The sequence below is a fragment of the Empedobacter sp. GD03797 genome (assembly GCF_029842105.1).
GTDB lineage: Bacteria > Bacteroidota > Bacteroidia > Flavobacteriales > Weeksellaceae > Empedobacter > Empedobacter falsenii_C.
The window spans coordinates 1-23,321 of record NZ_JAOCFS010000034.1 but is presented as its reverse complement, the minus strand read 5'-3'; the positions used below and the strand labels follow the sequence as shown (position 1 = coordinate 23,321).

At 29.9% G+C, this 23,321-nt stretch carries 23 protein-coding genes, 2 tRNA genes and 1 pseudogene; 13 read left to right on the top strand and 13 right to left on the bottom strand.

The annotated features are described in order from the left end of the window. Nucleotides 1–73 precede the first annotated feature (73 nt). Together lptC and N5D90_RS15440 are read right to left on the bottom strand one after the other, a co-directional pair. Nucleotides 74–673, bottom strand: a complete 600-nt coding sequence (gene lptC, locus N5D90_RS15445; RefSeq protein WP_280063165.1) for an LPS export ABC transporter periplasmic protein LptC — start codon at nucleotides 671–673, stop codon at nucleotides 74–76. 2 nt (nucleotides 674–675) lie between these two features. After that, a complete protein-coding gene (locus N5D90_RS15440) occupies nucleotides 676–1,959 on the bottom strand; it encodes an OmpP1/FadL family transporter (RefSeq protein WP_236688184.1) in 1,284 nt (427 codons plus the stop codon). A gap of 247 nt (nucleotides 1,960–2,206) precedes the next feature. Between N5D90_RS15440 and N5D90_RS15435 the strand changes: the two genes are divergently transcribed. Then, a tRNA-Phe gene (locus tag N5D90_RS15435) sits at nucleotides 2,207–2,279 on the top strand. A gap of 70 nt (nucleotides 2,280–2,349) precedes the next feature. On the opposite strand, the gene N5D90_RS15430 is transcribed toward N5D90_RS15435, so the two are convergent. The 3 genes from N5D90_RS15430 to N5D90_RS15420 all read right to left on the bottom strand — a co-directional run bounded on the left by N5D90_RS15430 (nucleotide 2,350) and on the right by N5D90_RS15420 (nucleotide 4,863). Then, the gene (locus N5D90_RS15430) at nucleotides 2,350–3,141 is read right to left on the bottom strand and encodes a T9SS-dependent choice-of-anchor J family protein (protein WP_115002179.1); all 792 of its coding nucleotides are present in this window, start codon (nucleotides 3,139–3,141) and stop codon (nucleotides 2,350–2,352) included. Nucleotides 3,142–3,285: 144 nt separating this feature from the next. Further along, complete coding sequence (ychF, locus tag N5D90_RS15425) at nucleotides 3,286–4,377, bottom strand: redox-regulated ATPase YchF (protein WP_280063162.1); 1,092 nt, start codon at nucleotides 4,375–4,377, stop codon at nucleotides 3,286–3,288. 84 nt (nucleotides 4,378–4,461) lie between these two features. Further along, nucleotides 4,462–4,863 (bottom strand): hypothetical protein, encoded by a 402-nt coding sequence (locus N5D90_RS15420; protein WP_038333167.1) that lies wholly within the window; start codon nucleotides 4,861–4,863, stop codon nucleotides 4,462–4,464. 62 nt (nucleotides 4,864–4,925) lie between these two features. Between N5D90_RS15420 and N5D90_RS15415 the strand changes: the two genes are divergently transcribed. Beyond that, on the top strand, nucleotides 4,926–5,438 hold the full coding sequence (locus N5D90_RS15415; RefSeq protein WP_280063160.1) for a thioredoxin family protein: 513 nt from the start codon (nucleotides 4,926–4,928) through the stop codon (nucleotides 5,436–5,438). 164 nt (nucleotides 5,439–5,602) lie between these two features. Here N5D90_RS15415 and N5D90_RS17135 read toward each other — a convergent pair. Continuing rightward, nucleotides 5,603–5,691 (bottom strand): annotated as a pseudogene (locus N5D90_RS17135) (IS982 family transposase); the annotation flags it as partial. 181 nt (nucleotides 5,692–5,872) lie between these two features. Continuing rightward, nucleotides 5,873–6,718 carry an alpha/beta fold hydrolase gene (locus N5D90_RS15410; protein WP_038333163.1) on the bottom strand — a complete coding sequence of 282 codons (846 nt, stop codon included), beginning with the start codon at nucleotides 6,716–6,718 and terminating at the stop codon, nucleotides 5,873–5,875. Nucleotides 6,719–6,824: 106 nt separating this feature from the next. Here N5D90_RS15410 and N5D90_RS15405 point away from each other — a divergent pair, with 106 nt between their 5' ends. Then, nucleotides 6,825–7,280, top strand: coding sequence for a lipocalin family protein (locus N5D90_RS15405; RefSeq protein WP_280063158.1), 456 nt, complete (start codon nucleotides 6,825–6,827; stop codon nucleotides 7,278–7,280). A gap of 35 nt (nucleotides 7,281–7,315) precedes the next feature. On the opposite strand, the gene nth is transcribed toward N5D90_RS15405, so the two are convergent. Beyond that, nucleotides 7,316–7,936, bottom strand: a complete 621-nt coding sequence (gene nth, locus N5D90_RS15400) for an endonuclease III (protein WP_038333161.1) — start codon at nucleotides 7,934–7,936, stop codon at nucleotides 7,316–7,318. Nucleotides 7,937–8,477: 541 nt separating this feature from the next. Here nth and bcp point away from each other — a divergent pair. From bcp to N5D90_RS15385, 3 genes are all read left to right on the top strand, one after another. After that, nucleotides 8,478–8,933 (top strand): thioredoxin-dependent thiol peroxidase, encoded by a 456-nt coding sequence (gene bcp / locus N5D90_RS15395; protein WP_115002189.1) that lies wholly within the window; start codon nucleotides 8,478–8,480, stop codon nucleotides 8,931–8,933. A gap of 11 nt (nucleotides 8,934–8,944) precedes the next feature. Continuing rightward, nucleotides 8,945–10,006, top strand: coding sequence for a recombinase RecA (recA, locus tag N5D90_RS15390; protein WP_038333157.1), 1,062 nt, complete (start codon nucleotides 8,945–8,947; stop codon nucleotides 10,004–10,006). A gap of 87 nt (nucleotides 10,007–10,093) precedes the next feature. After that, complete coding sequence (locus N5D90_RS15385; protein WP_115002191.1) at nucleotides 10,094–10,678, top strand: hypothetical protein; 585 nt, start codon at nucleotides 10,094–10,096, stop codon at nucleotides 10,676–10,678. Between the two features lie 120 nt (nucleotides 10,679–10,798). Here N5D90_RS15385 and N5D90_RS15380 read toward each other — a convergent pair whose 3' ends face one another. Then, on the bottom strand, nucleotides 10,799–12,241 hold the full coding sequence (locus tag N5D90_RS15380; RefSeq protein ID WP_115002193.1) for a TonB-dependent receptor: 1,443 nt from the start codon (nucleotides 12,239–12,241) through the stop codon (nucleotides 10,799–10,801). Nucleotides 12,242–12,283: 42 nt separating this feature from the next. Here N5D90_RS15380 and N5D90_RS15375 point away from each other — a divergent pair, with 42 nt between their 5' ends. The 5 genes from N5D90_RS15375 to N5D90_RS15355 all read left to right on the top strand — a co-directional run bounded on the left by N5D90_RS15375 (nucleotide 12,284) and on the right by N5D90_RS15355 (nucleotide 14,919). Beyond that, nucleotides 12,284–13,066: an MBL fold metallo-hydrolase gene (locus N5D90_RS15375; RefSeq protein WP_280063157.1), complete on the top strand. Its 783-nt coding sequence runs from the start codon at nucleotides 12,284–12,286 to the stop codon at nucleotides 13,064–13,066. Between the two features lie 60 nt (nucleotides 13,067–13,126). Beyond that, nucleotides 13,127–13,207, top strand: a tRNA-Leu gene (locus N5D90_RS15370). A gap of 365 nt (nucleotides 13,208–13,572) precedes the next feature. Beyond that, nucleotides 13,573–13,770 carry a helix-turn-helix domain-containing protein gene (locus N5D90_RS15365; protein WP_280063156.1) on the top strand — a complete coding sequence of 66 codons (198 nt, stop codon included), beginning with the start codon at nucleotides 13,573–13,575 and terminating at the stop codon, nucleotides 13,768–13,770. Nucleotides 13,771–13,777: 7 nt separating this feature from the next. Next, on the top strand, nucleotides 13,778–13,921 hold the full coding sequence (locus N5D90_RS15360; protein ID WP_280063155.1) for a hypothetical protein: 144 nt from the start codon (nucleotides 13,778–13,780) through the stop codon (nucleotides 13,919–13,921). A 350-nt stretch (nucleotides 13,922–14,271) separates the two neighbouring features. Then, nucleotides 14,272–14,919, top strand: coding sequence for a hypothetical protein (locus N5D90_RS15355; RefSeq protein ID WP_280063154.1), 648 nt, complete (start codon nucleotides 14,272–14,274; stop codon nucleotides 14,917–14,919). Between the two features lie 138 nt (nucleotides 14,920–15,057). Here the strand turns inward: N5D90_RS15355 and N5D90_RS15350 are convergent, their stop codons facing one another. From N5D90_RS15350 to N5D90_RS15335, 4 genes are all read right to left on the bottom strand, one after another. Then, on the bottom strand, nucleotides 15,058–17,892 hold the full coding sequence (locus N5D90_RS15350) for a type I restriction endonuclease subunit R (RefSeq protein ID WP_280063152.1): 2,835 nt from the start codon (nucleotides 17,890–17,892) through the stop codon (nucleotides 15,058–15,060). An 11-nt stretch (nucleotides 17,893–17,903) separates the two neighbouring features. Next, on the bottom strand, nucleotides 17,904–19,091 hold the full coding sequence (locus tag N5D90_RS15345; protein ID WP_280063150.1) for a restriction endonuclease subunit S: 1,188 nt from the start codon (nucleotides 19,089–19,091) through the stop codon (nucleotides 17,904–17,906). 2 nt (nucleotides 19,092–19,093) lie between these two features. Further along, nucleotides 19,094–20,680: a type I restriction-modification system subunit M gene (locus N5D90_RS15340; RefSeq protein ID WP_280063148.1), complete on the bottom strand. Its 1,587-nt coding sequence runs from the start codon at nucleotides 20,678–20,680 to the stop codon at nucleotides 19,094–19,096. Nucleotides 20,681–20,764: 84 nt separating this feature from the next. Next, nucleotides 20,765–21,199, bottom strand: coding sequence for a hypothetical protein (locus N5D90_RS15335; RefSeq protein WP_280063146.1), 435 nt, complete (start codon nucleotides 21,197–21,199; stop codon nucleotides 20,765–20,767). 466 nt (nucleotides 21,200–21,665) lie between these two features. Here N5D90_RS15335 and N5D90_RS15330 point away from each other — a divergent pair, with 466 nt between their 5' ends. Both N5D90_RS15330 and N5D90_RS15325 read left to right on the top strand, forming a co-directional pair. Continuing rightward, nucleotides 21,666–22,598, top strand: a complete 933-nt coding sequence (locus N5D90_RS15330; protein ID WP_280063145.1) for an ADP-ribosylglycohydrolase family protein — start codon at nucleotides 21,666–21,668, stop codon at nucleotides 22,596–22,598. A gap of 121 nt (nucleotides 22,599–22,719) precedes the next feature. After that, entirely contained in the window at nucleotides 22,720–23,310 is a 591-nt protein-coding gene (locus tag N5D90_RS15325; RefSeq protein WP_280063143.1) for a recombinase family protein, read from the top strand. The last annotated feature ends 11 nt before the right edge of the window (nucleotides 23,311–23,321 follow it).

Genomic DNA, 23,321 nt, shown 5'->3' with positions numbered 1-23,321 from the left:
ACGACAATACATTGAATAATAAAATAGAAGAAGCGACAAGTATGCGCTTTTTTGTTAATTTTTTTAACGCTCTTTAGAATTTTTGACTATCATCAACATACTTAAATCCTTGATTATTGAATAAAGTATAGGTTTCTAAATCGTCTGTAGCTTGCAAACCGTTTTTCGCTGTTAACGAATCGCCTTCCTTGCTAATTAAGTAAACTTCTTTCGATGTATAAACTGTTTTATTTTTCTTATTCCAAAATAATTGTTCGCTTTTCAACGAATCACCTTTCTCATTTACGATAATTACGTTTCCTCTACCTTCATACAATCCCGTTACATCACTCAACTTCGCCCAATCTGCTTGAAAATAACCTGGTTTTACGCTTCCTTTTTGATAAAAATCAAGGTCTACACCTTTTCTAAAAATCGTGTAAGGAGAATCTACCGTTGTAAATTCTTCTATTAATGGCGAACGAACATTCATTGAGATCCTACCTGAATCTCTATTTATAATATTCGCATTGATAAGTGTGCGTGTTGGGAATTCTACCTTCTTTTTACTGATAGGAGGAAGTTCTTTTTTACAAGAAAAAAGCAAAACGAAAACGCTAATCAGACCAAATACAAGAGTTGATTTAATTAAAACTTTTTCGTTTGCTTTTTTATACAATTTTTGTTTGTCCAAAATTAGTCAATAACTCTTTTTCTAAACCAAATATCGTTAATATCAAATCCAACTTTAACTCCGAAATAATTTTCTTTAATTAAGTTGTTTGCTGTTTTTCCTTTTTGTCCGTACTCTAACGAAATATTCATCATAGAACCATCATTTTGTTTTCCGATTGGAAATCCAAAACCTAAAGTTGCTCCATAAGCGTCAATATCTGTTCCGTGAATAGAGTATTGAGCTGATTGATAATACATACCAGCACGATACGTTACACGATTAAAATAACTTTTGTAACTATTATAATCTGGAATCCAATATCCTCCAACAGCAAAACGTACATTATTTTTGTAATCTACTGCAGAAGACATTGTTGTGTTTTGACCTTCTAATGGTTGAGAGAAATCTTTCCAATTATTATATTTTGCTTCTACAGCTAACGACCACGTATTATCTTTAGAATAAGATGCTCCTAAAGTAAATTGTTGTGGAATCTTAGTTTTTCCATTATCAATTCTAATAATAGAAATTGTATCTACAGAAGATTGTGTTGTTCCAATATATGTGTAAGAAGTTGTAAGATCTGTAACATCAGTTCTTAGCTTAGTTCCTAATGTATAAGTAGCTCCAATGTTTAAATTGTTATTTTTTCCAATTTTCTTTGTATACATAGATCCTAAAGTAAATTGAGCACCACGATAGTTCGATTTATCGCTATAATCTACAGCTAAACTTGCTCCATCTACAGCTAAAATCTCATTACGTTGTAACTCTCCGAAAAGATAATTAACGCGTAAACCTAAAGAAAATCCTTTTGAAAGATTTCTTGAATAAAAAGCATGAAGACTATTTAACCCTCCATCACCTTTCATTTGTACCGTTTGTTTGATATTATTTTTCTCAGAAGTATTCATAATATCATATCCCAACGCTGTGTAAGGTTGAAAACCAACTCCGAAACTTCCTTTTTCACCAACTGGAAAAGCCAATGAAATATTAGAAACATTGAAACGACCAGCATTTTCCTTATCTGTTCCAGATTTGAAATTATAATTAGTTCCACTTCCACTTGCATTGAAAGTTGTCATGCGCAAGTTTTGGTTTGCCGCCGGATTCGAGAAGTTCGCACTTTGTCCAAAAGGATTCGTAGGAACCGTTGAGATACCGCCCATACCAGCTTGTTCAGTATTATTATCAAACAATTGCTCCCCTACTCCGTATGCCGAATAAGGTGAAACTGATATTGACTGAGCTTTTATTGTTACCACGCTAAATAGTGATAAACTACAAATAATCCACTTCATTATGAATGTATAATAGAATTCTAAGACGCAAATATGATGATTTGTTGCGAATTGTAAAAATTAGATTGCAAAAATGAGCTGTTAATTATGTATTAAAATATTAAAACAGCTTATTTTTTGCAAAGATAAAAATATTTTAAAATTTATTTCTCGGTAAATGAACAAGATAGCTTTTTCGTATAAAAAATATTTTAAATAATGTTTGGTGGAACAGATTTTCGCTCTATATTTGCATCACAATTAAGGCGGTGCCTTAGCTCAGTTGGTAGAGCAAAGGACTGAAAATCCTTGTGTCCCTGGTTCGATTCCTGGAGGCACCACTGCTTAAAACCTCAATCAAATGATTGAGGTTTTTTTTGTTTTAATTTTTAAATGTTAATAATATCTTAATTATTTTTTTAGTATTTTTCTTGAGATTACTTCATTATTAGTATAGAAATTAACAATATATTGTCCTTTTGGTAAATTAGCTATATTTATTTGGTCGCCTTTTACTTCTTTAAGAATTCTACCTGTAAAATCCAGAACACGAATTTTTTCTACTTTCTCTAAACCTTTTATGTAAATAATATCCGAAGTTGGATTTGGATAAACTGATACTTGTTTTTTATTCGCTTCGTATGTTCCTAATGTTAATGCTTCTACTTTTACATTACCCAATTTTAGTATCATAGATTCTTTATAATCAGTCTTATAATGCCTGAAAACTATTTTTACTTTTTGACCAACATACTCATCTATTGACAAATTAATATCTTTTGGAACTTCTGAATAATCTTGATCGAGCTTTTCAGTAAAAATAGGGTTTTCATTACCTGTAAACGTAGAAGTAGAAGGTAATATATAAACACTATAATTCTCTTTTGCTAATTCTAGCGACATATTAGAAATGCTAAAAGATAGTTTTAAATTCTTTTCAGAAGGCAATGTTATTTCAGGACTAACTAGAATATTATCAGTATTTATAGGCATAAAAACTATATTAGATATAGAAATAGCACAAGAGCCAAATGGTGTTGCATCATTATAAAATTCCCACATAAAACCATCACCATCTAGTTCTGACCTTGTCCATAAATTTCTTGTTCCTTCTGGAGAAAAATTTTCTTCGAAAATAATAGTATTTTGCGCATTAGCAAATCCTAATATAAATGTAGTAAGTAGTAAAAAGTTTTTTTTCATATTGAATTAATTATTAATGATTTAAAAATACAATTATTTCACTAACAAACATTAGTTTTAAAAACAAATCTATAAAAGCTTATTTAAATAAAAAAAGCATCAATATTTATTGATGCTTTTAGTAAAATATTCTAAAATAACTGTTTACACATTAAACAAGAAATGCATAATATCACCATCTTGTACGATGTATGCTTTTCCTTCTACGTTCAATTTTCCTGCTTCACGACATTTAGATTCTGATCCGTAAGTGATATAATCATCAAATTTGATTACCTCTGCACGAATAAATCCTTTCTCAAAATCAGTGTGAATAACTCCTGCCGCTTGTGGTCCAGTAAAACCTTTTTTGATTGTCCAAGCACGAACTTCTTTTACACCTGCTGTGAAATAAGTTTCTAAATCTAACAATGTGTAAGCAGAACGAATCAAACGATTAACTCCTGGTTCTTCTAATCCTAACTCTTCTAAGAAAATTTGACGCTCATCAAACGTTTCTAATTCATTGATATCAGCTTCAATTTGTGCCGCTAAAATTAGCACTTCTGCGTGTTCATCTTTTACAGCTTCTTTTACTTTTTCTACCCATTCGTTGCCGTCTTTTGCAGCAGATTCGTCTACATTACATAAGTACAAAACTGGTTTAGAAGTAATTAATTGTAACGAATCCACAATTTCTTGCTCTTTTTCGTCCAAATCCATTTCACGAACATTTTTCAACTCTTCTAAATGAGCGATTACAGCTGTTAAAACTTCTACAACTTTTTGTTCGTCTTTATTTCCCGCTTTTGCTGCTTTTTTAGATTTATCGATACGTTTTGTAACTGTATCCAAATCTTTTAATTGCAACTCAATATCGATTGTTTCTTTATCGCGTAATGGATTAATAGAACCATCAACGTGTGTAATATTTTCGTTTTCGAAACAACGTAAAACGTGAATAATTGCATTACACTCGCGGATATTTCCTAAAAATTGATTTCCTAAACCTTCTCCCTTACTTGCTCCTTTTACCAAACCAGCAATATCTACAATTTCTACAACCGCAGGCACAACGCGCTCTGGATTTACAATTGCTTCTAACTGATTTAGACGAGTATCTGGTACAGAAACTGTTCCTACATTTGGTTCAATTGTACAGAAAGGATAATTCGCCGATTGCGCTTTTGCATTCGACAAACAGTTAAATAAAGTAGATTTACCAACATTAGGCAATCCAACAATTCCACATTTCATATATGTTGTCTCTTTTTTTTTAATGATTGAATATTAGAACGATGTTCTAATAATTTTGTGCAAAGATAATGATTTCCATTAAATTTATTTAACCGAAGAAACTCTGTTCAATTTTATGTTTAATACATTTCCAGAATATGATTTCATTTCACCATAAAAACAATCACAAGTTGCATTATAAGTCAAATCATAATAATTAGAAGTTTTATCAAGATTTATCTTTCTGAATTTGAGTTGAGGAAATTTAAACACAACAGAATCTGTCACGTCTTTTTCATAACCGTCCTGAAAATCAAATTCTATTTTCAATTTTGATTTATTTCTCGAAACATCCATAATCGCATCATTTTTCGACAAAGGAACTTCTACCACTTTCGATTTATAATCCAAAAAATCTTGTTTCCATTTTCCTTCAATCGTTTTTATGTAATTGGATGCGCAACTTGTGAGAAATAGCAAAATGATAAATCCTAAAAAATGTTTCATAAGTGTTAATTTTTAATTGAAAATACAATTATTTATTTACATTTACTTAAATACTTATTACAATGAAATTAAAAGCCTTAATCGTAAGTTTTATGATTGCTTTCGCAGGAATCGTAAACGCGCAAACAGCAACAGAAATATTAACAAAAGCTCAAAATCAAGCGAAAGTTGAAAATAAAAATGTCTTCTTAATTTTTCATGCTTCTTGGTGTGGATGGTGTAAAAAGATGGAAAAAAATATGGACGATCCAGCTGTGAAACCATATTTTGATGCGAATTATGTCAAAACATTTATTACTGTTCAAGAACGTGCTGAAAAGAAAAATTTAGAAACGCCAGGCGGCGCTGAAATTAACGAAAAATTAGGTGGAAAAGATCAAGGTTTACCTTTTTGGGTAATTCTAGATTCGAACGGAAAAGTTCTAGAAGATTCTCGCGTAAATGGAGAAAATATTGGTGGTCCAGCTTCTGAAGAAGAAGTAAATCATTTGATTACAAAACTTGAAAAAACATCAAAAAACGATAAAGTTGATTCAGAAAAAATCAAAGAAGTTTTTATCTTGAAAAAGAAATAGATGACTAGTCCTAAAATAATATTTAAGCCCGAAGGAATATGTTTTTTTCAGTTTTTTTTATATTTTTTTTGGAGTCTTATTTTTAAGACTCAAGAGAGATCTTAGACTGTTATAGAGATAAACACTTTGTTTAAACATATTACTTTAGTTCATCTATATTTTCAGGTTTTCCTATCAAGAATTCTTGTTTTAAAACATTAAAATATTTTGTGTAATTTCGTCTTACCATAAATTGGTCACACATTTGAGAAAATTATGTCTCAATTCATTTTTTAGAATTTCTCAGTAAAGTGAATTGAGATTCAAATTGTTTTAGATTATTTTAATTATAAAAATCATAATGCACAACATATTGTTATAGTGAGTTAAGAAAGGGTTTGAGCTCATTATTATAATAATTAATTTTTAATCTGTTCAAATTTCTCGAACTTTTTTTATTCTTCAATATAATCAAGAGGAATATGCCAAATTTCGGTTTTATTTTTTTCTCGAAAGAAGTCTAAATGTCCAATTTCATTCAATCCATATTCTTTTGGAATGATATTTAAACGTTTTTTCTTCGCATTTTTCAAAACAAATTGCGCAAATAAATCTACAGATTTTGGCGTTGCCATAAAATCATCATCCAAACTAATGATTAAAACAGGTTTTGTAATTTCATCATACAAATTTTGAGTTTCATCTGCATAACCTAAAATAGAAGTTTCATTCAGAATTAATTTTCGCCAATCTTTTGCAATTCCAATTGGAATTGGTTCGCCCATTCCAACTTTTTGAGAAGGAAAAAATCCGTAAAAAGCAGACAAAATAGGAATCGCAATACGAAAAAAGAAATTCACTTTTGGCTTATCTTTTTGATGAAAATTTTTGATATAACCATATTGTGAGCCAATCGTTACAATTTTATCATAAACTTTGTAAGCGCGTGTCAAACCAATCATAATTCCGCCAATGCTATGACCAATTAAAAATTTTTCGTGATTGGGATAAAATTCTTCTATATATTGTGTCAGACCTAAAAAATCTTTGTCCGCCCAATCTGTAAAATGCGCTTCAAAATCTTTTAACTTTTTTGGTTTAGAATCGCCGATTCCTCGATAATCATAGGTAAAAACTAAATATCCTTTGTTAGCTAAATACGTTGCATATTTGGCATAAAAAGTTTGTTTAACACCAATTGCAGACGAAATGACAATAATTTTTTTGGTTGCATTATTTTCACCAAAAGAGGTCACTGCAATTTTGAATCCGTCGGAAGTATCGATTTGAAAAGTTTTCATATTTCAATGGTTTGAAGGTTAAAGTTAAAATTTTATCTCAAATCTTTTTTATAAAGTGAAAACATCATTCAAAATCTTTATTTTTACCAGATAATTATTGAACCGAATGAAAAATATATTCAGCCTATTTTTAGCGTCAATTTTATTGCTTTCAGTTTTTTCGTGCAAAGAAGACGATTCGTTGGCAATATCGCAAGATCAATTATTGCGATCTGGAAAATGGCAATTGAAAGAAATTAGAAAAACGAAAGGGAATATAACGGAAACTGACAAATTGTTGGCTTGTGAACGACAATCTACATTAGATTTTTCGGATGTTAAGAATTATAATTCTAACATGTATAAAACTGAAAAAGGAAATTGTGTGCAAGAACAAACGACAGGAACGTATGTGTATAATACGTTTAAAACAAAACGTTTGTTAACGATGTCTCTGAATGATACAACGCAATATGAGTACTATGTGAAACAATTAGATCCAAAATATTTGGTTTTGCAAGATACATTGAGCAAAGTAGATACGATAAAGCTTCGTTTGCAAGTTTTTGAAATTGTAAAATAATAAAGAAAAATACCTTCCATCTTGGAAGGTATTTTTTATTCGAACATTTTTCGTGTAATAAAATCTTTGTCTAAACTCCAAGCACGTGCGGGAGAATATTCTCGTCCATAATAAATGATTTGAATATGTAATTTGTTCCACAATTCTTTTGGAAAGATTTTTTTCGCATCTTTTTCTGTTTCCTCAACATTTTTCCCTTTTGTCAATTTCCATAATTTCATCAAACGATGAATATGTGTGTCGACAGGAAAAGCAGGATGACCAAACCATTGAGACATCACAACCGAAGCAGTTTTATGCCCAACGCCAGGTAATTCTTCTAATTCTTCAAAACCTTCTGGAACTTCTCCATCGTATTTTTCGATTAAAATTTCGGATAAACGTTTGATGTTTTTGGCTTTTGTGTTTGATAAACCAATTTCGCGGATATAATATTTTATTTCATCTACTTCTAACAGCGACATTGCTTTTGCGTTGGCAGCTTTCGCAAATAATTCGGGTGTTACTTGATTCACTTTTTTATCTGTTGTTTGGGCAGATAATAAAACGGCAATCAATAATGTAAAAGCATCTTGATGATCTAATGGAATTGGTGGAACTGGATATAATTTTTCCAATTCATCAATCACAAATTGGATACGTTCTTTCTTTAACATCATAAGTTCTGAAACTTTTTGTGTAAAAATAGGGAAAGATCTTTAATTTCGCTTTATGTTTTACGAAATGCGAAGCTCGCTATTAGAAAATCGAAGTTCGAATATTTTTCGTAAGTTTTAAAATAACAGCTTTTCCTTTTTTTAACCTTTTCATTTTAATTTTTCAATTTTTATTCATTTAAAAATGACATCGGATTTGCAGATGAGTGTCAATTCTTTGAAATGAGCGTAAAAAGTTTTACTGAGCGGTAGCGAACGATTTTAAAAGTTTTAGCGAATAAAAAGATTATTGACCATCGAAAATCCAAGTCTTGATTTTTTTGATTCGTTTTTTCATCAAGGAAAAAATGAATGAAGTTGTTAAGTGCTAGAATTTAGTAATTAGAAACTCAAAATTCAAAAATTTTAAAAAAGTAAAGTTTAAGCGACTTATTTTGGCGTTGTGTAACATTACATTTGTAGTATAAATAAAAGATTAATTAGTTAAATCAGTAATGATTCAAGATTTAATCATTATTTTTACGAGAAGTTCTAAAGATAAATCAAGATGTTAAAAATAGGAGATAAAGTTCCAGATTTTAAAGGAATTGATCAAGATGGAAACGAAGTTTCGTACCAAGATTTTGCAGGAAAAAAATTAGTCGTTTTCTTTTATCCAAAAGCAAGTACGCCTGGTTGTACAGCCGAAGCATGTGATTTGCGCGATAACGAAAATGCATTGAAGGCACAAGGTTATCATTTGGTTGGAGTAAGTGCAGATTCTGTGAAAAGACAAAAGAATTTTGCAGAGAAAAACAATTTACCTTTTCCTTTGCTTGCAGACGAAAATCACGAAATTTTAAATGCTTTTGGCGTTTGGGGACCAAAGAAATTTATGGGACGCGAATTTGATGGAATTCATCGTACAACTTTCATCATTGATGAAAAAGGAGTGATTACAGATGTAATCGAAAAAGTGAAAACAAAAGAACACGCAAAACAAATTTTAGAAAAATAAAAAATAATATAATGAGCGATTTAGACAATAAAAAGAAAGCGTTACAGCTGATCTTAGATAAGATGGACAAAGCTTACGGGAAAGGAACTGTAATGCGTATGGGAGATTCGGCTGTTGATGATAAAATAGAAGTAATTCCTTCTGGATCTTTGGGATTAGATTTGGCGTTAGGAGTAGGAGGTTATCCTCGCGGACGTGTTATCGAAATCTACGGACCAGAATCTTCAGGTAAAACAACATTAACGTTACACGCTATTGCAGAAGCGCAAAAAGCTGGTGGTATTGCTGCTTTTATTGATGCTGAGCATGCTTTTGACCGTTATTATGCTGCGAAATTAGGTGTTGATGTAGAAAACTTAATTATTTCTCAACCAGATAATGGGGAGCAAGCGTTAGAAATTGCAGATAACTTAATTCGTTCGGGAGCGATAGATATCATCGTAATTGACTCTGTTGCGGCTCTTACTCCAAAAGCGGAGATTGAAGGTGAAATGGGAGATTCTCGTATGGGATTACAAGCACGTTTGATGTCGCAAGCTTTACGTAAATTGACAGGAACAATCAATAAAACGAAATGTACAGCGATTTTCATTAACCAATTACGTGAAAAAATTGGGGTAATGTTCGGAAATCCTGAAACAACAACTGGTGGTAATGCCTTAAAGTTCTATGCATCTGTACGTTTGGATATCCGTCGTTCTACTCAAATCAAAAATGGAGATGAGGTAATCGGAAATCACTCGAAAGTAAAAGTGGTTAAAAATAAAGTTGCTCCACCATTCCGTCAAGCAGAATTTGATATTATGTACGGTGAAGGAATTTCTAAAGTTGGAGAAATTTTGGATATGGGTGTTGAGAAAGGAATTGTAAACAAATCTGGTTCTTGGTATTCATACAACGATAGCAAATTAGGGCAAGGTCGCGATGCTGTAAAAGAAGTATTGAAAGATAATCCTGAATTGGCAGAAGAAATTGAAGCTAAAATTGTTGCATTAATCAAAGGTGAGCCAGTAGATGGAAAACCTTCTGTTGATAATCCAGCTGACGAAGCAGAATTATTTGCTGAAGATTAATTCGAAAGAATTTTTATATAATGATTTTTAAGCTCTGAGGAAACTCAGAGCTTTTTTGTTATCTTTAAAATTCACTAATATTTATGTATGAGAAAATTATTTTTATTTGGTTGTATTTTATGCTTTTTTAATTCTTGTTACTCACCAAAATATGCATTAACAGATGTATTATTAAATCCAGATAAGAAATTAGTTCATCTTGATAAAACCTTTTTATTGGTTAAAAATAATTTTCCATTTAATGCTGTAAAATTTAATGAAAAGGTTGATAATGATTTCAAATCTCTTTTTGGTTCTCAGTTATATCTTCAACAAAATTTTATTGATTTTGATGTAAGTGATTTTAAATATCTATTAACAAAAGATGAATTAATTTTAATAAAAGATCAGACAAATAAAGATTATTTATTACTGTTGAAAACATTGTTGAAGCCTGCTTATAAAAATGGTAAAAAAGATAATTCAATGAACAATAATCAGATGAAAAGAGAGTATCATATTATTCTTGAAGTTTATGATTTACAAAATTTGGAAAAGATTTATGCGAAAGAATCAGGATCAATTTTAGAGTTTAAACATGAAGGAGTTTCGGCTTCTACTACTTCTGAAGTTCAATTGGAAAAGACTTTTCAGCTTTTATTTAATGATTTTAAAATTTTTATCAATAAATAATGAGGTTATTAAAATAAAAAACCACTTCTGCAGAAGTGGTTTGTCATGTTGAATTCATTTCAACATAGTATATTGTTTATGATGAGAATCTGAAACGAGTTCAGATTGACATACTAGAATTTACTCCAACATATATTTCAATTTGTAGCCAAACATTCCACGATCTTTGATCATATCAGCAACACCTTCTGGGCATTCATTTTCCCAATCTTGTTCGGCATTGGCGATTTTTTCTAAAATTCGGCGAGAATAAGAATCTAAATAACCTCTGTTGTAATTCAAAATATCTTGAATTCTTCCGTTATATAAGAAATATTTGTACAACTCGTGCACACTATCACTTACTTGTAGATTTTTCGACGTCAACAAAATATCTTTTTCTTTGTCTAAATATGGATACAGATAAACTTTTACATTTTTCTTGAATAATTTCCCGAAAGCTTCCATAATTCCGCCAGGTAAATCGGCATAATATTGCTCATTGAAAATTTCGACCAAATTATTAACACCCATTGCTAAACCAACTTTGGTTTGATTTCGAGTGAATTTTGAGAAATAATCGACTAATTTATAATATTCAGAAAAGTTAGAAATGATAACATTGTAACCTAAACTACCAATAATATCAGCGCGATCTAAGAAATCTCGTTCATTCAATTCGCCTTCAAAACCAGAAGCAATCAAATTAGAAAGTGTAATTTCGAATAAAATTTCGGTATTATCTGTTCGAACATCATCTTCTTGTTTGAAAATCTCCAAACCACCTTTGAACATATCCATATTGACATTCATAAAAGGACGGAAAGAGCCACGAACAGCGAAGATATTTTTCTTGTATAATAAATCGGCAGGTAAAATATTTTTTCCCTGTGGATTGAAAACCGCAACATCAGTCATTCCATTTTTAACCAATTGAAGCGACATCAAACGATTATCAACATATTTGAATTGTGGACCACGAAAGTTAATCATGTCAATTTCTAACTGATCTTTATCCAACGTATCGTACAAAGATTTGATTAATTTTCGAGGATTATCGTAGTAATAATAAGCACCATAAATCAAATTAACACCCAAAACACCTAAAGTTTCTTGTTGCAATTGAGCCGTATTTTCTTTGAATTTGACGTGAAAAATAATCTCGTTTGCTTTTTCTTCTTCTGCATTCAATTTGAAACGTAAACCAATCCAACCTTGACCTTCATTTTTCTTCGAATAATCAATTGTTGTCACTGTATTTGCGTACGTAAAAAATGCTTTTTCTTTGTAGTGATCGTGTATTAGACGCTCTTTCATCAATTCCATCTCATGATCCAGCATCTTTTTAAGGCGAGCTTGTGTCACATAACGACGATTTTCTTCTACACCATATATCGAATCGGACATTTCTTTGTCATAAGCACTCATCGCTTTTGCAACAGTACCCGAAGCAGCACCTGCGCGATAAAAAAAACGAACGGTCTCTTGACCTGCTCCAATTTCTGCAAAAGAACCGTATATTTTCGGATTCAAATTGATCTCTAAAGCTTTTTGTTTAGGAGTAAGAACTTGTTCTAATGCCATATTTTAATTTCAAATAGTTTGTGGTAAATTTACCAAATCATTATGGCTAAATCAAATATAAGAATACATTTTTTAGGAACTGGGACTTCGCAAGGAATTCCGATTATTGGTAGCGATCATCCAGTGTGTTTGTCAACAAATCAAAAAGATAAACGTTTGCGTTCTTCTTTGTTGTTAGAAAAGGATGGAAAGGTTGTTACGATAGATAGTGGACCAGATTTTAGACAGCAAATGTTGCGTTATAATGCGCAAAGATTGGACGGAATTCTGTATACACACGAACATAATGATCATGTTTTAGGATTGGATGATATTCGTCCTTTGGTTTTTAAATCTGGAGAAGATATGAATGTCTATGGTTTGAAGAGAGTGTTGGATGAATTACATAATCGATTTCCATATATGTTTGCTGAACATAAATATCCTGGAGTGCCAACGGTGATAGAAAATGTTGTGGAAGATGAAAAATTTTCGGTAGCTGGATTTACGATTGAACCAATAAAGGTTTTGCATGGACCTTTGCCTATTTTGGGCTATTTGATTGATGATAAAATTGCTTATTTAACGGATGTAAAAACGATCCCAACAGAATCTCTAGAAAAATTACGAGGAGTAGAAGTTTTAATCATTAGTGCGTTGCGAGTAGAACAAGAACATTTTTCGCATATATTATTAGATGAAGCAATACTATACTCGGATTTGATAGGCGCAAAGCAGACTTATTTTACACATATTTCGCATCATTTGGGATTTCATGATGAAGTAGAGGAAAAATTACCAAAAGGTAAACATTTGGCTTACGATACGTTAGAAATAATTCTGTAAAAAGTTTAAAAAATAGTTGGAAAAATAAATAAACTAACATTATATTTGCAGTCCATAAAGGCTCGGATGGCGGAATTGGTAGACGCGCACGACTCAAACTCGTGTTCCTTTGGAGTGTGGGTTCGATTCCCACTCCGAGTACTGAAATTAAGACTTAATAGATTATTTAATAATCAGTTAAGTCTTTTTTTTGTTTTATTCAGTACCACATTTTGTACCACTTCCTAATTTTTTTAAAATTACATATTTTATTCTAATCATTTTATACGATTATGACATAATATTTTCCTTAAGAAAAAGTTAAAGTATTGTTTTTTTTATTATTTGCTTAATATAGTATATTGTTAATTATTGTAATTTTAATCTTAAAAACTTCCTCATATACAGCATATTGTATTTTGAAGTAAGTTAAGTGAATTTTTCAAATAGGTTACTTGAAAATATTTGATAATCAATCACTTGTGTAATTAAAATAATAGTGTAACCTTTGTAAAAAAAAAGAAGAAATGAGTAATACTTATGATTTTTCTAAAAGTGAGAGTAGTAAAAAATTAATTACTAGGAAGCAATTGCAAGAACTTTTAGATATTAGTTATACCACTATTTTAAGGTGGGAGAAGTCGGAATTTTTGAACGGTTATAAAATCGGGAAAAAGGTTTATTATGCATCAGAAGATATAGAAAATTTATTAACAAAAAATTAAAAAAAGAATGAAGAATAAGAATTATCAGTATTTTGTAAATCCGTTAAATAGCAATGATTTTAATTTCTCAAAATCAAGTTATAAATTCAAATTGGAAGCTTATACAAGTGTTCAAAAAGTTATTCTTGGTGAATTGTTTCCAATGATTTAGGGTAGTTATATTAAGGCGCAAAATTGATTCAATTTCAATAAACAGACTTAAAGTATTGAATGATTATTTAGAAATTTCATTCCTGCTAAAATAAAGTTTCATGAATTGTAGATTCAAGAGATTTAAATTATCTATCCTTATCCAAGGGTAAAACAAATTCAAAATATTTATTAAAGTACAATTTGCTTTGTGGTTATTAATCATGAATAGCATTTCTATTGCTTTATTATTAAGGAAAATAACAATTGATGGAGAGTCCATCAGTAAATCAATTTTTTTAAAAAAAATATATGTTTTTAAACGTAAATGAAAGGGTTAACCCTTTCTCAAATTTGTTTTTTCAGAATGAAATGACAGAAGATAATGTGAATAATGCAGTAAATAATGTATTAGAGCTTTCTCATATTGATGAGTTTATTTATTCTAATGCTATATATATGGCAATAAAAATTAAAAGAGGTATTGATGAAAATATTCTGTATGATTATCTAGTCTATTATGAAGATTTTTATTCGGAAACAATTTCTTTTGGGACTTTTGAACTCTTGTTAGAAAATATAATAGAAATCATTAATACTATTTGTTTAATAGATGATGTTTTTGATGAAATAATTTCTGTAAACACGAATCAATTCTTTTATCTAGTAAATCAATTATATGCGATAGGGTTTAAAGGTATTAGACCTTCAAATAATTCTAATTTTGATTCTTTTGAAGTTACTAGATATAATAGTGATATGGTACAAATAATATCAGCTTATTTAACAGTAGGTGATTGCAATAATGATATTAATATTTTTAACAATTGTAGAAATTACTTGTTAAATCTTGAAGGAGGATATGATAGGGTTTATAATTGTTTACTTCAACTTTCTGATGATGGCTTACGAATGATTGAATGTTTTAATAAGAGTTTTCTTTCAATTGAAATTAACACTAGAGAATTTTTAAGATTTATTGAAATCTTATTAAGTTACAGAGAAGTAGCTTTCAATTGATAATCCTAGTCCTATTCTAGGGCGTAAATTTAAATCCAATTTTATAATAAGAATATATTTCCTTTGTGATTATCATCACGAACAGGATTTTATATGTCTTGTTTTTACTAAAAAAGGAGGTTATTACACCTCCTTTTTTTATCTCAAGAATCTATCAGCAAAGTAATTAACTTTTGTGATTAATCGCTCACCGATAGTTCTCCTTTCTCTGAATGAAGGTTTTTCTTTTAATGTTTCAACTAGTTCGTTGTTAGTAGGAAAGCGACCTGTAAACAAATAGCTTTCTAATGTTTCTTGTAATTTATTACTATCAAGTTTCTCTTCTCTAATTAAGTAGTTAAACTCTTTTAGTTTTTGAATATTAATAAATTCATCAAAAGCATCAATAATTATTTCAGAATCTTGTAAGAATGGTAATTGTTCAGCAATAAATTGTTCAATTAAATCTCGTTTATTTCTTAATATAGGGTCATTATCAATCATAGATAAAATTTCAGATTGACGTTTTTTCTTTGTACCTTTTTCAATATCTTCTTCTTCCAAGTTAGATAGTAGACGAATGATATAATCTACATTTATGATATCCTTATGAATTAATTCTAGGTTGAAATCAACCTCGTTTAAAATTGATTCTTTATTAGGCGAGTTTTCTGCTTCACGTTTTAAATCTTGATATTTAGATGCGTAATTATTAAAATTTTGCTCATCTAATAATAGTTCATCAAAACTAAAATCAGTGTATGTATCCATTCTATTTTTTAACCTCAACAATTCTCTGAATGCTTTTACAAACTGTAATTTTTGTGATTCTGAATAGAACTCATCAACACTTCCTACATTTGGTGCTATTGTTAATAATGCTTTTACAGCTTCATTAAATTGGTCAATGTAATCTTCTAATGGAGGTATTATGATAGTTTCTTTAGCATCTTTATTAGAGAATAGTTCAATCGCTTCATCTGTAGCATTCTTTAAGTTTCTGAACACTACAATTTGTCCGTGACTTTTCTTATCTCCTTTTAGGCGATTTGTTCGCGAATAAGCTTGAATTAAACCGTGATATTTTAAATTTTTATCAACATATAATGTGTTTAGGGGCGGAGAATCAAAGCCTGTTAGAAACATATTTACAACAAATAAGATGTCTATTTCTCTATTTTTTACACGCTTTGCAATATTCTTATAATAATTGTTGAATGATTTGCTGTCTTTCGTAGAATAATTTGTTCCAAACTCAATGTTATATTCTTTGATGTAAGTTTCTAAAACATCTCTCGTATGAATATCAATTTTAGTGTTACTAAAATCTAATTGTTCTTCTGGTATTTCACCTGATTTATCCTCGTTAGCATCTTCGTTAGCAGTATAACTAAATATTGTTGCAATTTTAAAGTTGTGTTTTCCTTCAGATTTTAGCCTTCTGAAAGTATCAAAGTATTTGATTAATGTTTTGGTATTACTAATACAAAACATGCCTGTAAAACCATTATTTTTAGACTTACTTGAATGATTTTGAATAATGTATTGACTTATTTTTTTAATTCTTTCATCACTTTCAAATAATTCTTTTGTATCAATGGCTTCTACTTCAATATCAAGATTATTTTTTGAATTGTCTTTGTACTTGTATTTACCTACATATTCAATTGAAAAAGGTAATACATTGTTATCGTTTATTGCATCTGTTATAACATAATCATGCAAACGTTCACCAAATAAATCTTTAGTCAAATGTTTTACTCCATTTTTAGTAATTGCGTTTTCTGCTAAAATTGGAGTTCCTGTAAAACCAAACATTTGGTGATTTCTGAAAAACTTTACAATTCTTTTGTGCGTATCACCAAACTGAGAACGGTGACATTCATCAAAAATAAAAACCACTTTTCTATCAGCTAAATCATTCATCACTTTTGTATGCTTTTCTTTACTGATAGCTGTATTTAACTTTTGTATAGTAGTTACAATTAATTTGGTGTTTACATCTGCAAATTGTTTTACTAATGTTTGTGTACTCTCTGTAGAATCGACAGAACCTGGACTAAAAGCGTTAAACTCTTTTGATGTTTGGTAATCTAAATCTGTTCTATCAACGCAAAAAATAACCTTATCTACTTTTGGAATTTTGGATAAAATTTGGCTAGTTTTAAAGGATGTTAAAGTTTTTCCTGAGCCTGTTGTATGCCAAATATATCCATTTTTTGTACTTGTTTTTACTTTGTCGACAATGCGTTCCACAGCGTAATATTGGTATGGTCTTAATACCATTAACTGTTTAAAACCTTCGTGTAAAACAGTATAGCGTGTAATCATTTTACTTACGTGGCATTTATCTAAAAATGTGCTTGTAAAATCCTCTAATTCAGAAATACGTTTATTTTTTTCGTCAGTCCAATAAAATGTAAACTTAAAATCTTGCTCTTTACTATATGTGTAGTATTTAGTATTTACACCATTGCTAATAATATACAATTGTACATACTGAAATAGACCTAAACCAGCTCCGTAACTATGTTTATGATACCTCAGCACTTGGTTAAAAGCTTCTTTTATTTCTAAGCCACGTTTTTTTAACTCAATTTGAACTAAAGGTAAACCGTTGATAAGAATTGTAACATCATAACGGTTTTCGTACTTACCATACATAGTTACTTGGTTAGTTACTTGATATTCGTTTTGACACCAATGCTCTAGGTTCAGGAAATCAACGTAAATAGTTTCGTTATTATCATTTTTAAACGAAAATTTATCTCTTAATACCTTTGCTTTGTCAAATGGATTTAGAGCTTTAGTTAAATGATTGAGAATTTGTTTAAATTCTGAATCGGTATATGTTGTGTGATTAAACTTTTCTAATTGTTTTTTTAAATTAACAACTAAATCATCTTCGTTAATAATAGTTACACGCTCGTAACCGTTACTAACCAATTGTTGAATCATTTTATTTTCTAATGCTTGTTCTGATTGAGTGGTCATAGTTAATTAATTTACACAAACATTTGTTGTAGCAATCCTTTTTTATAAACTTCAGTTTTAGTAATTTCAGTTTCTACAGTTTCTATTTGCTTATCTATAGCTGATAAGAAATTTGCGATTTTGGTTTGTTCTTCCGATGAAGGAAAAGGTATTAAGAACTTCTTTAAATCATTACTATTTATTGAATTAATAGTTGCTCCTAAGTTTTTGTTTACATATTCTTTGTAAGTTGAATGTTGCATCCAATGAAAAATGTACTTATTAAAATTACTTCTATAAATTGTCATAAATGCCCCAAAAGCAAATCCATTTTCATTATCAGTTATCAGTGCATTTTTTCCTATAAGGTATTTGCTTCCATTCCTAACACATATAAGAATATCATCTGCTTTAACAGGATTATATTTCTTAACATTCACAAAAACATTATCATTAAATGATAATTTATTATTTTGAATATTAGAAGAACGCAATACTAACAATCCATCATCAACAACATCTTTAGGGCTATAAGTAAGTCCTGAAACTATTACTCCAATTTCCCCCAAAGTTTTCTCTTCCCACTCAGAATAATCGTTTTCGTTTTCGTCTTTAAAGCGTAATTGTTGCGAAAACAATTGTTGCATCACACCTTTTTTGTAAAGGCTTAGTTTTTCTTTTTTGGTATTTAAAAGTTCTAATTGCTTATCTACTGAGCCTAAAACCTCAGCGATTTTGGTTTGTTCTTGGAATGATGGGAAACTAAAAGATAGATTCTTTAAATCAGAACTATATATCCTTGTTATAGTAGTTGAATTTAATTTTGACCAATTAATATTATTTAGTAATCTATATAGAAAATTATTTGTGATTTTTTTTTCATTATTTTTTAGCCAAACTATATTTGAGTCTTGAAAATAAGAATCATTACCATCATAAATAACAGTTTTACCAACTGTACCACTACACGTTAGTAAAACATCGCTTTTTATTGGGAATTTATATTTGGATTTATATTCATTATAAAGCTCTCTTGATATAAATGCATCTGCTTTATTACCTAAAGTTCCAATCTTATAAAAAGGTACATCACCTTCCGTAGTAGTTTGGTTTGCAAAAATTCTTTTGCACATACAAACTTCAAAATTTCCTTCTACTTTTAGTTTATACCAATTATCTCTAAACTCAGGAAATCTTAATTTGGGTTGTAATATTTCCATGATTAAAAAGGTGTTTCAATATTCAACTGATTACAGAAATCTGCAATAGTTTGTTGGTTTTTTTTTAAATTAACATCCAATGCTTTTATTTCGTTCGCAATGGTATTAATATCAATTACCTCTTCATCTTCAAACGTATCTACATAACGAGGTATATTTAAATTATATTCGTTTTCACGCACCTCATCTAATTTTGCAACATAAGAAAATTTATCTTGAGTAGTTCTGTTTTGATAAGTATCAACAATTTTATTAATATGCTCAGGCAATAAAATATTTTGGTTTCCTTGTTTCTCAAAACCTTTACTTGCATCTATAAACAAAATGTCTTCGTTGTCTTTTCTGCATTTTTTCAGAACCAAAATACAAGTAGCTATACCTGTACCAAAAAATATATTGGCTGGTAAACCTATAACTGCATCTATTGCGTTTAGTTCTTCAATAAAATGTTTACGAATTTTTTCTTCTGTACTTCCACGAAACAAAACCCCATGAGGTAGTACAGTTGCCATTGTACCGTTTTCAGCTAAATGATGAAACATGTGTTGCACAAAAGCAAAATCGGCTTTTCCTTTAGGGGCTAAAGCTCCAAATTGAGAAAAACGCTCATCATCCATAAATAACGGATTAGCACTCCAATTGGCAGAAAATGGAGGGTTTGCAACAATAGCCTCAAATTGTTGTTCATTATGTTGAGGTCGCTCTAATGTATCTTCGTTTTTAATATCAAATTTTAAATATGATACATCATGCAAAATCATATTCATTCGAGCCAAGTTGTACGTTGTACGGTTCATTTCTTGTCCGTAAAATTGCCCAATCTCATCAACTTGTTTCGCTACACGTAAAAGTAAAGAACCTGAACCACACGTTGGGTCGTAAACCGATTTTAGTTTGGTTTTACCAACGGTAACTAACTTTGCTAAAATGGTAGAAACTTGTTGAGGTGTGTAAAATTCTCCAGCTTTTTGTCCAGCACCTTCGGCAAACTTTCCAATTAAATACTCGTATGCATCACCTAAAACATCAGATTCTGTATTTGCTAAATCAAAATCAATCTGATTAAGAGCATTCATTATCTTGGAAATTGTTCTGTTTCGTTCTTCTGCTGTTTTACCTATTTTTTGAGAGTTTAGGTCAATATCATAAAAAAGATTGTCAAAATCGTCTTGTGATTCTGTTCCTAATGTAGAGCGTTCAATATTACGTAAAATTCTTTCTAAGTCCTCTAATATAAATACATCAACACTTTCTTTATTTTCATCTTCAGATTTTGCATTTCCTTTCTTTGCAATTGAAGAAAAAAGCTCTGAAGGTTTTAAGAAATAACCAACCTTTTCAACCATGATAGATTTTAATTCCTCTAAGTCAGAATCACCTTGTTTAGTTCCTTCTATAATGTCTTCATATGTAATTCCATCAGGAGCTAAAACTATATTAATCTCGGTTAACATTTTTTCTGATAAATATTTGTAGAAAATGAATCCTAATATATAATCTTGGAACTGATTTGCATTCATTTTACCACGTAGTATATTAGCGATATCCCAAAGCTTTGATTCTAAGATACGTTTTTGTTCTTCTGACATTTTATTATTGTTATTACCGTCTAAAAGTAGAAAAATTGGGGGAATAAAAAAAGCTACAAACGGTTAGTAAGTAGCTTCATTTTTTTAATTTTTTGTAACATAGAGTTCTTTATTTTCTTTGGTTATATAATTTCTCCATCCAATTATATCAAATGCTTCTTTTATATCATAGTGTGAACCATTAAGAAGTAGATTAAATTCTTTTTGTATTCTATGTCTACTTGAGTTTAGTAGAAAGTAACCATGTATATGCGCTTGATTGTTTTTAATCTTCTTTTCTGATACGTAAGTTATTTCAGTTCCAAGCTTTTTGGCTAAGTAACTTAATATTTCATGTACACCATCAACTAAAATAGAGTTACGAAGGTCTATTGTTATACACCAAAAATTATCCTTAATCACTTTATGAGTTGCTGGTGATTTTTTTAGTGATTTTTTATAGGTTGAAACTCTTTTCGATTTTACGAATGATGCGATATTGGTATTGTTATTAGTTATTTGAGTTGTTTTGTTGCTCATGGTTGTCTATAAATTATTTGACATAGCGAAGCCAACTACACAAAGTAAATGTGCATGACTTCAGGTTAATTTTAAAATAAATAGTCTTCAGTTTCGAAAAAACATTTTTTAGAAGATTCATTATAATTGGATTGTACTATTTTTTTAATTAAAAAAGTAATGAGGAGTGGTTAAGTACATCATTTAAGAAGAAATATTGTACATTTTTGGACAAAAAAATAACGTTAATCAAGTTATAAATCTATTGATTTACAGTTGTTTGATAAGTTATTGTTTGATAATTAATTAGTTGTGTAAAAAAAATATAAAATTTCAGGAAAAAAATATTTTTTTGGTTTGAATACCTACATTTCTTTCTAAATATGAATGTTTCTTAGATGAGAATGAGAGGATACTAAGGGGGCTAATTTTAGTTGTAGAAGTTATAAATTATATCAATATTGCGTTGTAGTAATCAATGAAAATTATGGGACTTAAAAATGCATTAATTGGCTTTGTTATTGGCGATATATTGGGTGTGCCTGTTGAGTTTGTTGATAGAGAACTTCTTTTAGTTAATCCTGTAGTTGGACTTCGAGATTACGGGACACATAATCAGCCATTAGGTTCTTTCTCGGATGATACAAGTATGACTTTATGTACCATTGAATCATTAATAAATCAATATACTTTGGAAGAAGTAATGATATTGTTTTCTAAATGGTGTTATAATAATTATATGACTTCTCATGGAGTTACTTTTGATATTGGAATCACTACACAAAATGCAGTTCAGAATTTTTTAAATGGGGTTCCTTTAGAAAATTGTGGCGGAAGTGATATTAGGTCTAATGGTAATGGTTCATTGATGAGAATGTTACCCATTGCTTTTTACGTTAAAGATTTTGAATTTATAGATAGATATAATGTTGTTAAGAAGTATTCTTCATTAACTCACTCTCATGGAATTTCAATACTATGTTGTTTTTACTACACGGAGTTTTTAAGACTATTAATAAATGGATACAATGTTTCTGAAGCGTATATTCTCATGCAAGAATCATTTTTACAAAAGCTCATTATTAGTCAGATTGATATTTCTCAGATATCGGTTCTGTACCGTCTATTAAATACGGATGTATCTTTAATAGATATAGATGGTATAAAAAGTACAGGTTATGTTGTTAACACGTTAGAAGCATCACTTTGGTCAGTGCTTACATCTAAAACTTATAAGGATTCAGTATTGAAGGCTGTTAATTTAGGAGGAGATACTGATACAATTGGGGCAATAACAGGAAGTATAGCTAGCTTGGCTTACGGAATTAGTGATATCCCTTCAGATTGGACTAGTCAAATTCCAAAGTTTGACATAATTCAAAATTTAATAGTTGACTTTAATTCATTGTGTCAAAATTAGAGTATACACAATAGTGTTGAATTCCTCTTGAGCTTTAATCCTCCGCAAAAGCAGTAAAATAGTTTAATTTTTGTGTTAAAAATAAATACCCTATATTTGATACTGCTAAACTTAATGAATTATGACTAAAGCAAAGTATATCCGAGTATCTTCAATTGGACAAAATGAATCTCGTCAATTAGATGATAACTGTAAAATGTATATAGATAAGGTTAGTGGCAAGACTCCATTTATTGAAAGACCAGAAGGCAACAATCTTATTCAAGATATTAAGGATGGTAAAATTGATGAGGTAGAATTTCATGCTGTTGAACGTATTGGAAGAAATGCATACGACTCATTAGGTATTATCGAGTTCATGAAAAAAAATAAAATTCAGGTTACTATTACAAATCTTGGTTTAACGATGTTCTTGGATAATGGGAAGGTGAACCCAATGTTTAATGTAGCTGTGATGGTTCTTGCATCTTTTGCCGAGACAGAAAAGGAGAACATGGAAGAGCGTCAACGTGAGGGAATAGAAATTGCAAAGATTAAAGGTGTTTATAAAGGTAGAAAAGCAGGTGCAATTCAATCTGATGAACAATTACTGAATAGACATAGTGATGTCGTAAAACATTTGAAATTAGGAAAAAATTCTCTTAGAGAGATTAGTTTATTAACAGGCAAATCCGTTAATACAATAAGAAAGGTTAAAAAGATATATTTGTAAAAATAACAAAA

Coding starts and splice junctions, on each gene's coding strand:
- N5D90_RS15365 (WP_280063156.1), top strand. CDS start 13,573: ATGAGTAATACTTATGATTTTTCTAAAAGTGAGAGTAGTAAAAAATTA.
- nth (WP_038333161.1), bottom strand. CDS start 7,936: ATGTTAAAGAAAGAACGTATCCAATTTGTGATTGATGAATTGGAAAAA.
- N5D90_RS15335 (WP_280063146.1), bottom strand. CDS start 21,199: ATGAGCAACAAAACAACTCAAATAACTAATAACAATACCAATATCGCA.
- ychF (WP_280063162.1), bottom strand. CDS start 4,377: ATGAAATGTGGAATTGTTGGATTGCCTAATGTTGGTAAATCTACTTTA.
- N5D90_RS15345 (WP_280063150.1), bottom strand. CDS start 19,091: ATGGAAATATTACAACCCAAATTAAGATTTCCTGAGTTTAGAGATAAT.
- N5D90_RS15325 (WP_280063143.1), top strand. CDS start 22,720: ATGACTAAAGCAAAGTATATCCGAGTATCTTCAATTGGACAAAATGAA.
- N5D90_RS15430 (WP_115002179.1), bottom strand. CDS start 3,141: ATGAAAAAAAACTTTTTACTACTTACTACATTTATATTAGGATTTGCT.
- N5D90_RS15410 (WP_038333163.1), bottom strand. CDS start 6,718: ATGAAAACTTTTCAAATCGATACTTCCGACGGATTCAAAATTGCAGTG.
- N5D90_RS15420 (WP_038333167.1), bottom strand. CDS start 4,863: ATGAAACATTTTTTAGGATTTATCATTTTGCTATTTCTCACAAGTTGC.
- N5D90_RS15440 (WP_236688184.1), bottom strand. CDS start 1,959: ATGAAGTGGATTATTTGTAGTTTATCACTATTTAGCGTGGTAACAATA.
- N5D90_RS15360 (WP_280063155.1), top strand. CDS start 13,778: ATGAAGAATAAGAATTATCAGTATTTTGTAAATCCGTTAAATAGCAAT.
- N5D90_RS15355 (WP_280063154.1), top strand. CDS start 14,272: ATGACAGAAGATAATGTGAATAATGCAGTAAATAATGTATTAGAGCTT.
- N5D90_RS15350 (WP_280063152.1), bottom strand. CDS start 17,892: ATGACCACTCAATCAGAACAAGCATTAGAAAATAAAATGATTCAACAA.
- N5D90_RS15340 (WP_280063148.1), bottom strand. CDS start 20,680: ATGTCAGAAGAACAAAAACGTATCTTAGAATCAAAGCTTTGGGATATC.
- N5D90_RS15375 (WP_280063157.1), top strand. CDS start 12,284: ATGGCTAAATCAAATATAAGAATACATTTTTTAGGAACTGGGACTTCG.
- N5D90_RS15405 (WP_280063158.1), top strand. CDS start 6,825: ATGAAAAATATATTCAGCCTATTTTTAGCGTCAATTTTATTGCTTTCA.
- N5D90_RS15330 (WP_280063145.1), top strand. CDS start 21,666: ATGGGACTTAAAAATGCATTAATTGGCTTTGTTATTGGCGATATATTG.
- recA (WP_038333157.1), top strand. CDS start 8,945: ATGAGCGATTTAGACAATAAAAAGAAAGCGTTACAGCTGATCTTAGAT.
- N5D90_RS15380 (WP_115002193.1), bottom strand. CDS start 12,241: ATGGCATTAGAACAAGTTCTTACTCCTAAACAAAAAGCTTTAGAGATC.
- N5D90_RS15385 (WP_115002191.1), top strand. CDS start 10,094: ATGAGAAAATTATTTTTATTTGGTTGTATTTTATGCTTTTTTAATTCT.
- N5D90_RS15415 (WP_280063160.1), top strand. CDS start 4,926: ATGAAATTAAAAGCCTTAATCGTAAGTTTTATGATTGCTTTCGCAGGA.